The organism is Paenibacillus germinis (genome assembly GCF_013141785.1).
Taxonomy (GTDB): domain Bacteria; phylum Bacillota; class Bacilli; order Paenibacillales; family NBRC-103111; genus Paenibacillus_E; species Paenibacillus_E phytorum.
Genome location: NZ_WHOC01000138.1, coordinates 41916 through 49161 on the forward strand (window position 1 = coordinate 41916; position 7246 = coordinate 49161).

The 7246-nt window shown below is 46.6% G+C and carries 6 protein-coding genes and 1 riboswitch; of the genes, 4 read left to right on the plus strand and 2 right to left on the minus strand.

The annotated features are described in order from the left end of the window. Positions 1-55: 55 nt before the first annotated feature. Complete coding sequence (locus tag GC102_RS25645; RefSeq protein ID WP_171692031.1) at positions 56-1384, minus strand: ABC transporter substrate-binding protein; 1329 nt, start codon at positions 1382-1384, stop codon at positions 56-58. 333 nt (positions 1385-1717) lie between these two features. Continuing rightward, positions 1718-1868, plus strand: a riboswitch (cyclic di-AMP (ydaO/yuaA leader). A gap of 97 nt (positions 1869-1965) precedes the next feature. Between GC102_RS25645 and kimA the strand changes: the two genes are divergently transcribed. The 3 genes from kimA to GC102_RS25660 are packed head-to-tail and all read left to right on the plus strand — an operon-like array spanning position 1966 to position 5059. Continuing rightward, entirely contained in the window at positions 1966-3801 is a 1836-nt protein-coding gene (gene kimA / locus GC102_RS25650) for a potassium transporter KimA (RefSeq protein ID WP_171692032.1), read from the plus strand. Positions 3802-3845: 44 nt separating this feature from the next. Next, a complete protein-coding gene (locus GC102_RS25655; RefSeq protein WP_057304082.1) occupies positions 3846-4106 on the plus strand; it encodes a YqkE family protein in 261 nt (86 codons plus the stop codon). Next, complete coding sequence (locus GC102_RS25660) at positions 4088-5059, plus strand: polysaccharide deacetylase family protein (protein WP_171692033.1); 972 nt, start codon at positions 4088-4090, stop codon at positions 5057-5059. The genes GC102_RS25655 and GC102_RS25660 overlap by 19 nt, the downstream gene beginning before the upstream one ends. 16 nt (positions 5060-5075) lie before the next feature. Here the strand turns inward: GC102_RS25660 and GC102_RS25665 are convergent, their stop codons facing one another. Further along, positions 5076-5291 carry a hypothetical protein gene (locus GC102_RS25665; RefSeq protein WP_171692034.1) on the minus strand — a complete coding sequence of 72 codons (216 nt, stop codon included), beginning with the start codon at positions 5289-5291 and terminating at the stop codon, positions 5076-5078. Between the two features lie 146 nt (positions 5292-5437). Here GC102_RS25665 and GC102_RS25670 point away from each other — a divergent pair, with 146 nt between their 5' ends. Then, positions 5438-6850 carry a hypothetical protein gene (locus GC102_RS25670; RefSeq protein ID WP_171692035.1) on the plus strand — a complete coding sequence of 471 codons (1413 nt, stop codon included), beginning with the start codon at positions 5438-5440 and terminating at the stop codon, positions 6848-6850. Positions 6851-7246 lie beyond the last annotated feature (396 nt).

Below are 7246 nucleotides of genomic sequence, written 5' to 3' on the forward strand. Positions count from 1 at the left end.
ATAAAGGAGGGGTCCCTTTGATCCAGACCCCTCCAAAGCACCTTTGTCATCCGGTTTATTTTTTCTGAGTTGCTTTTTCATTTTTCCAGTAAGCGTCCCACTGCTCTAGAACTTTATCCAGCTGCATGCTGCCTAAGATCATCGTCTGATTATTTTCAACTTGAAGCTTTTTAAATTGGCCATTACCTTGATAGTTTGTCGCATCTCTCATCATGAAGTAATCTTTGGAATTATTGTTCATATTGATAAAGGCTTGGTAGGCCCCAACTTTAAAGAATTCATCATCTTGCGCTGAAGTGTGAATCGGAATGAGTCCAATGCCCTTGGCAAACTTCAAGTTCTGCTCGGGGCTCGATAAGAATTCAATCAACTTCCAAGCTTCTTCTTTGTGCTTGGTGTATGACGTCATTCCCCATCCTGCTGCGCCGACAAATCTTGGAGCTTTACCACTTGGTCCCAGTGGAATTGGCGCTGTTGCCCAGGTTCCTTCTGCCATTTTCTCTTTCGTTACGGAGATAACTTCTGGATCGTTAATCAACATCGCGGTTACACCCGACACGAAGCTTTCCACTGTTTCCGCAAAAGCCCAGTTCGTTGAATCCTTTGGCGAAGCTTCTTGATAAATTTTCGTGAATAGTTCCATGGCTTGTTTCGCTTCCGGCGAGGAGAAGATCGTTTGACCGTCCTTTAAGAACATGGAGTCGTTCGGATTAATTTTATCACCGACAAATGCTTGCATAATCATGAGGGAGAAGTTATCGCCTCCTGCTCCGCCCCGATACGCATATCCGTAACGATTCTTGGCTGGGTCAGTGAGAGCCTTGCCCTTTTCATATACCTCTTGCCACGTTTTCGGCGGGGTTAATCCTTTTTCTTTGAACCAGTCTTGACGATAGTACAATACTTTCTGGTACAGCCCGTAGGGTATGTAATATGGCTTGTCGTCAATGTATTCAGCTGCCATTTTGGCACTATCGTTCAACGTCTTGTAATTCTCCCACTTCGTTGTAAACGGTTTCAGATCTTCAATAAATTTATTCGTTACAAATTGTTTTGCGGTATTATCGCGAACCTCGAGAACATCCAAACTTTCTTTCGCACCTAGCATAGCAGCGATCTTCGTATCCGCATTCTGAAGCGGCGGCGAGATTAACTCTACTTTAATGGTTGGATTTTGCTTCTCAAATTCGCCGAGCATGTTTTTAAGAAGTGTTGTTCTTTCAGGGCTGGTCAAACTCTCTATCATTTTTAGTGTAACGGTCTCTTTCTTGTCTCCGCCCGCGTTGCCCTTCTTCTCATCCGATGAGCAGCCTGCGAGTATCCCTCCTGCTAACATGACAATGGTTAACCCTGTGATAGACATCTTCTTTCCAATAACAGTCATACATGTGACCTCCCTTTAAATTTTTTTAGTTCGATATAACTGTATGTCTATATAGCTATATAGCTGTATAGCTATCATACAGCTAAATCTTAAAGTAGTTGTATTTTTCTGTCAAGCGTAAAAAAAGACGAATCCACCGGTGATGCTCGACCCGGGCGATTCGCCAAATGTTTAAAAAACCATGATGGAATCAGAGAATGGAAGTAAATCAACGAATCGTATGATTGTAAGCGAATTATTGAGTGAATGTAGAGGTTGGAGTTATATTTTTAAGTTTTTTCAATCCTTTACTATGCCGCAAGAAGAGAGTAGTATTCAACTCGTACGTTACAGTTGAATATTTCGCTTAATTTTCTTATTAGAAAAGCGGGGGAACCAAAAGTTTCATGGGGTGAGTAAAGGTGCTTAAGTGTGGCACCATTTAGGGCAGATTCTCGCGGCCCGAACCCGACAGCTAACCTCGTAAGCGACCGTGGGAAGGAGAACATGTGTATAAACACAAGGTCTATCCTTGTGTTTTTTTGCGTCCTAAAACGCAAGTTTACGTCAGATATTAGGTTTAATTGGAGGAACTATCACGAATGACAAGCGACTCATTAAAAAAAATTATGTTTGGAAAACCGCTTAAATCCAGCGAAATGGAATCCGAAAAATTGCCGGTTTGGAAGGGACTTCCAATCCTTTCCTCGGACGCCTTATCATCGGTTTCCTATGGGACTGAGCAGATTCTTTTGGAACTCGCGACTGTTGGGATTGCCGCTTTTGCGTTCTCTTTGCCCATTGCGATATCTATTATTGCTCTGATTATGCTGCTAGTTTTGAGCTATAGACAAGTGATTGAGGCCTACCCGCAAGGCGGCGGAGCTTATATGGTTTCCAAAGAAAACCTAGGTATGGTGTGGGGAAGGCTGACTGGGGTTTCGCTGCTTATAGACTATACACTTACCGTTGCCGTTTCGATCTCTGCCGGCGTGCAGGCAATTACGTCAGCTTTTCCATCGGCGGTACCGTATATTGTTCCGATTACTTTGGTTCTCGTGTGGATCATGGTTTGGCTAAATTTACGAGGAACTTCGGAATCAGGTACGATTTTCGCGATTCCAACGTACTTTTTTATTCTTTGTATTTTACTGCTAGTGGGCAAAGGCACATACGATATGCTGACGGGATCCATTAATACGCATCCCATAGCGTTTGCTCCGAGCTCAATGACGAGTTCATTAACGTTATTCGTCCTTTTAAAAGCATTTTCCTCCGGGTGTTCAGCGGTGACAGGGATCGAGGCCATCTCCGATGCCGTGCCGCATTTCCGCTCACCATCTGTGAAAAACGCGAAGCGTACGTTAGTATCCTTAGGGACACTTTTGGCTATCGTGTTTGGAGGAGTAACGCTGTTGGCTTTGGGTTATGGTATTGTACCTGATCATAATGGTCATACATCTGTATTATCGATGGTGACAGAGCAGGCATTTGGTCGTGGGGTGATGTACTACGCTACTCAAATTGGTACTATGCTCATTCTGGTTTTGGCTGCTAATACTAGCTTCAACGGCTTTCCAATCTTAGCATCCATTATGGCACAGGATAAAAACTTTCCGCGTATGTTCTCCTTCCGAGGAGACCGACTTTCGTTTCATTATGGTATTATCACACTTGGTGTGCTGGCCAGTATTCTTCTGATTGGTTTCAAAGGTAAGACCGATGCACTCATTCCTCTATATGCGATAGGCGTGTTTTTATCTTTTACACTTGCGCAAGGCGGCTTGGTTCGTAAATGGTTGAGAGAGCGAGTGAAAGGTTGGATCGGAAAGCTGGTCATCAATGGCTTAGGCGGAATCGTTTCTCTTGCTGTTTTACTCATATTTTCCATCACTAAATTTACCGAAGGTGCGTGGATTGTTATTATTATAACCCCACTGCTGCTTTGGTTAATTACGAAAATTAGTCATCACTACGATGATGTAGCGAATCAATTGCGTATTGATATAACGATTGATCGGGTTTGCACGAAGGAACCTTTAATTATTGTCCCTGTGGCGGGCATTCATCGGGTCGTGGCACAGTCCTTGAACTATGCGAAATCGTTGTCGCCAAACGTGATTGCTTTCTACGTATCGTTCTCCGATGAAGATGAAGAATTGATGCAGGAGAAGTGGGAGAAGTGGGATCCGGGCGTTCGATTGGTTATTTTTAAATCACGTTATCGGACGATACTGAAGCCGTTGGCTGAATTTATTGAGCGAATTGACACGCATGTTTCGGAAAAGCAAAACATTATGGTCATTTTACCGCAATTTATGCCGAAAAAATGGTGGCATCGACTGCTTCATAACCAGTCAGCTGCACGAATTCGTACGAAGCTGCAAGCGGATAAAGATATCGTCGTGGCTACGGTACCGTATCATTTGCATGAGTAGAAGTGTACAATAATAGGGAGAAACTGAACTGAGGTGAACCCGTTATGGCTAAGAAAAAATGGTCGTCTACTCCTGCTGTTACCAGCGTGCAAGATAAACCTGCAACACTTAAGGATTTACTGCGCCCGGAAATACTTGAGGGGCTCAAAGCGCAGGCTGATGCCATGAAAGCAGAGGAACAAGCGAAGAAAGATGCAGAGAGAGCGAAGGCGGAAGCTGCTCGCAAAGCAGAAGAAAAACGGCTCGAGAATGATTTTGGACATCTGCTTTCTAAGAGCAGTCTGGATTGGCGAAAGCACAAATGAGGGAGCGCACAGTGTGCCTCCTTTTCTTTCTTTTCGTAATGGCAACGCTATCATCCTGTGAGGTGGGCAATAGAGAGGCAGCTCATGGGACTGCTGAAGGAAGTGGTGCACCGGCAGTGACAACGACACCAACATCGACTTCAACACCGACAGCATTAGTGCAAAGAGAGACTCCGACGCCATCGGCGGCATCGACACCTGCAACAACAGCCATGGATACATCGGCGATTCCATCTTCGCCTCCAAGTGACCTCAGTTCATTGATCGAGCGTTACGGGAACGCTAAACCTAAGAAATGGGGCGAAAATGTCCCAGGTGTTCGGACACATCTTTCTACGAAGGAACAAGTGATTGCGCTGACTTTTGACGCGTGCGGTGGGAAGGAGGGCAGTGGGTACGATGAGAAGCTGATCGACTATTTGATCAAGGAAAACATCCCGGCTACCTTATTTATCAATGCGAGATGGATAACAGCCAATAAGGACATATTTACCAAATTAGCCGCAAACCCACTGTTTGAGATTGAAAATCATGGGACCGAGCATCGGCCCTTGTCTGTAAATGGCAAGTTGGCGTATGGCATCGCGGGAACCAAGAATGTGAGCGATGTTATTCATGAAGTGAAAGACAATGCTGACCAGATTGAGAAGCTGACAGGGCGGCGTCCTTTATTTTTTCGTTCGGGCACAGCCTATTATGATGATATTTCAGCAGGAGTCGTTCATGATTTGGGCTTTCAGTTGGCTGGTTACAATGTACTCGGCGATGCTGGGGCGACCTATAACACGGAGCAGGTATATAAAGCGCTGCTAAAAGCCCGAAGCGGTTCTATTGTACTAGCTCATATGAATCACCCGGAGAAAGATACGGCAGAAGGTATCATGAGAGCTATTCCCGAGCTTCAAAAAGCGGGCTACCGCTTCGTTCTACTAACTTCCTATACATTAAACTAAGCGATAGCTGCAGCAGCTATCGTTTTTTCATTTCAAAAAATTCACAAGCCTCTCGATCATAATACGTTAAATCACTAACACGAGTTTGTACCACAACTGTTTTTTCACTGAAACGCAATACAACCGCATTCGAATCCACAATGTGATCATCTTTGAAAACACGGACGACAGCCTGTCTTTCAACAGCATCTTGAAAATCCATATCCGTTACTAAGCGTTGATTTCTAGCCATCCTCGGCATTCCCCTAACTTGGTTAAAATAGTTCTTCTATTGTACCACAAGGTGTCGCTCAACCCGAATTCACTCGAACTCCTCCGCCCAGCCTAGCATACAATGTAGCACCAAATGCTGTATGGCAGAGAGGATGCGTGATCCCGATGGACATTCAATTATTACCGATTCATTGGGTCTATTTAGTATTTATCGGTTTTATTCTTACCCTTTTAATAAAGCGTAGAGACACAATGATGATTTGTGTGGTTGGTATTTTCGCGCTTGGCTTGCTGGCAACGGAAACGTTGAGCGGCTCCGTTTCTGGTGTTTTCAACAGCTTCATTTATGCAACCAAAGAGCTGATGGGAACCATTATGATTATCTCCATTATTGTTGCGATGAGCCGTGTACTTATTCGAACAGGGATTAATGAAACGATGGTCGCTCCGTTAACCCGCTTTATGCGAACGCCTGCTTTAGCTTTCTGGGGTATCGGTATCATTATGATGGTGACGTCATGGTTTTTCTGGCCGTCTCCCAGTGTTGCGCTCATTGGTGCTGTTCTGCTGCCTGTGGCCGTCCGTGTTGGTCTGCCAGCGCTAGGTGCAGCTATGGCGATGAACTTATTCGGACATGGGATTGCGCTTTCGGGGGATTACATTATACAGGGAGCTCCTAAATTAACAGCAGATGCAGCTGGATTGCCGGTGACTGCCGTCATGGAGGCAAGCATTCCGCTGGTTATTGTGATGGGGCTTGTCACGACGATCACCGCTTTTTGGATGATGAGGCGGGACATGAAGAACGGAAAGTGGCGGAATGGCCTCGTGGCGAGTGGACCAGGAGATAGTGGCTCACTCATTTCAGCTGTCGGGCAGGCCAAAGTTAATTTAACGCCGAATCTGAAGAAAACTCTGGCGATTATGATTCCTTTGCTCTTCGCCTTAGATGTAATTGCGATGTTCGTTCTTAATCTGCAAGGGGGAGATGCGACAGCACTCGTTGGGGGCACCGCCGTATTCATACTCATTGCGGTGACGCTGCTCGCGCATCGGAATCAAGGATTAGAACAAACGACCTCCTACCTCATCGAAGGTTTTGTATTCGGTTTCAAAGTATTCGGCCCCGTGATCCCGATCGCCGCCTTCTTCTATCTAGGCGACTCCGCCTTCACGGAGCTGTTCGGCAAAATACTTCCGCAAGGCTCGCACGGGATCGTGAACGATCTGGGGGTGGCACTCGCGGGGCAAGTGCCGCTGAACGGCGCGGTCGGTGCCGTGACGCTCACCGTCGTCGGCGCCATTACAGGCCTCGACGGCTCCGGCTTCTCCGGCATCTCTCTCGCGGGCTCGATTGCGCAGCTATTCGCAACTGCCATTGGCTCCGGCGCGGCTGTGCTCACAGCGCTCGGGCAAGTGTCCGCCATCTGGGTCGGCGGCGGCACGTTGATTCCGTGGGCGCTGATTCCAGCAGCGGCCATCTGCGGCGTGAGTCCATTCGAGCTGGCGCGACGGAATCTGCTGCCTGTGCTCATCGGCCTCGCGGTGACGACGGTCGTGGCGATGTTTTTGGTGTAGGTGTAAGATTTGACTCGTTACCCTCGTGGAGCATCATGAGGGTGGCGGGTTTATTTGTTTTGGAGGAGCCAAACCCATCAAACCTGTCAACCCGCGGACCCGCACCCCGCACCCCGCACCCCCGCACCCCCGCACCCTGCACCCTGCACCCCGCACCCCCGCCGGTACCAATAAAACCAATCCGGCACCGGCATCGTTGAACGAAACGGTAAGTTTGCAAACAACAAGATGCAAAAAGTGCAGCAAATCTCAATGAATTTTCCAATTTGAGTAATGATGCATTTTGTGCATCAAATATTGGCAATGTAAGCCGAAAAGGTCATTTCGCTCTGAATTAGCTGCACTTTTGCATAATTTCACTCAAAAAAACTACGACGGACCAATTAACGCACACAG

Bases quoted from the DNA above. Each gene is read 5' to 3' on its own strand.
- kimA (WP_171692032.1), top strand. From the start codon at position 1,966: ATGACAAGCGACTCATTAAAAAAAATTATGTTTGGAAAACCGCTTAAA.
- GC102_RS25655 (WP_057304082.1), top strand. From the start codon at position 3,846: ATGGCTAAGAAAAAATGGTCGTCTACTCCTGCTGTTACCAGCGTGCAA.
- GC102_RS25665 (WP_171692034.1), bottom strand. From the start codon at position 5,291: ATGGCTAGAAATCAACGCTTAGTAACGGATATGGATTTTCAAGATGCT.
- GC102_RS25645 (WP_171692031.1), bottom strand. From the start codon at position 1,384: ATGACTGTTATTGGAAAGAAGATGTCTATCACAGGGTTAACCATTGTC.
- GC102_RS25670 (WP_171692035.1), top strand. From the start codon at position 5,438: ATGGACATTCAATTATTACCGATTCATTGGGTCTATTTAGTATTTATC.